Genomic DNA, 1,333 nt, shown 5'->3' on the forward strand with positions numbered 1-1,333 from the left:
TGCGCACCGAAGCATTGAGCACCGGCAGCGTCTGGTTGCGCAGGATCTCGCGCGCTTCCGCGATGAATTCGACATAGGCGGCACGTGGAATAAAATATTCGTGCAGGATGTCGGTTTCTTCCATCTGATCGTTGAAGAGATAGGGCACCGAATCGTGCATCGGGTTGTTGCGGGTGACGAGACAAGCCTCGCCCTCGGCCATGGCTGAGGTGCGCGCCACCGTGCAGCTTTCGAATTTCGGCTCCAGGGTCTTTTCGGTGAACCACTTCAGTTCCTGGAACAGGCTGCCCCATTTCGCCAGGTTGATGATCACCCGCTTCAACCCAACCGAACCCGGCTCGCCGATCTCAGGCTGATCCGCCGGCGGCTGCTCCGCCACCTTGTCGTAACGGTAGACGATCATGTCCTCGAGGAAATTGCCGGGCGCCGTCGACAGATGGCCGTAGAACAGGCCGATGTCCTTGTTCGGCTCCAGCACCTCGGCGAAGAATTTCGGAAAATCGTCCGATCTGATGATTTCGCGCGAGGTCCGGTAGACGGCGTTGTCGACGACATCGAGCGTCGCCTCCAGCACCACGCCGAACAGGCCGTAGCCGCCCACGACGTGCCGGAACAGATCGGTGTTCTCGGTCGGCGAGCAGGTGGTCACCGAGCCGTCAGCCAGCATCACTCGCATCGAGCGGATCGAGCCCGCCACCGAGCCTGCCTGGTGGTCCATGCCGTGCGCATTGACCGACAGTGAGCCGCCGACCGAGAAGATGTCGGTCGACTGCATCGCCTTCACCGCTAAGCGCGGATGCAGAAGGTTCTGGATGTCGTGCCAGCGCGCGCCCGGCTGCAAGGTCATGGTCTTGGCCGCCGCATCGACGGTGACTTTGTTGAACTTTCTGAGGTCGAGCACCAGCGCGTTGTCGTCGAAGGTATGCCCGCCCATCGAATGGCGGATGGCGGCCAGTGAGACTTTCAGGCCATTGGCACGCGCGAAGGCCAGCGCATTGCCGATGTGCTCGTCCTCGCTGATCTCGACGACGCCGTAAACCGGCGTCATCGACAGGCCGCTGGCATCGTTGATGTCGCCGCCTTTTGCCGACCAGGGCAGCGACGCGTCGAAGGCCGGCGCATTGTCCAGCGGCTTCAGAGGCAGCGCGAAGCCGTCTATATCGGCTATCCGTCCTGCGTTCTTCGGCCCCGAAGGCGCGCGCGCCAGCCGCGCCACCGTGTTGCCGCCCCACAGCACCGCGCCGCCGACGACAGCCGCACCCAGCAGCAACCGCCGCGACAGGCGAAACCCTTTTTGTTCGTCGGCCATGATATCCCCCGTTGGCCAAGGGAT

General features: G+C 62.9%; 1 protein-coding gene. It reads right to left on the reverse strand.

The features are described from left to right. Nucleotides 1-1,309: FAD-binding oxidoreductase (locus EN906_RS34295; RefSeq protein WP_164777616.1), on the reverse strand; the 1,309-nt coding region annotated here is incomplete at its 3' end. Nucleotides 1,310-1,333 lie beyond the last annotated feature (24 nt).

The organism is Mesorhizobium sp. M7A.F.Ca.CA.004.06.1.1, from assembly GCF_003999135.1.
Lineage (GTDB): Bacteria > Pseudomonadota > Alphaproteobacteria > Rhizobiales > Rhizobiaceae > Mesorhizobium.